The organism is Bradyrhizobium sp. 23AC, from assembly GCF_054863025.1.
The window spans coordinates 1-233 of the sequence record NZ_JAVAYN010000320.1 but is presented as its reverse complement, the minus strand read 5'-3'; the positions used below and the strand labels follow the sequence as shown (position 1 = coordinate 233).

Annotated in this window: 1 pseudogene; it reads right to left on the bottom strand. The window is 68.2% G+C overall.

What is annotated here, in order from left to right:
* Positions 1-233, bottom strand: a pseudogene (locus RAD10_RS42590) (GTP 3',8-cyclase MoaA); the annotation flags it as partial.

Here is a 233-nt window from a genome sequence, read left to right as displayed (position 1 = left end):
CGCGGCATCGAGCGCGGCGTCGAGGCCATCGACCCCGTCCTGGCGCAGGATGGTCTTGAGATCGACGTGATCATCATGGCCGAGGCAAGTGTACAGCACGCCCTCAGTGGTCAGCCGCACGCGGTTGCAGGTATCGCAGAAATTGGCGGTCAGCGGCGAGATCAGGCCGAGCCGCGTTGCCGTGTCGCCGACCCGCCAATAGCGCGCCGGGCCACCGCTGCGGTGCGGATCGC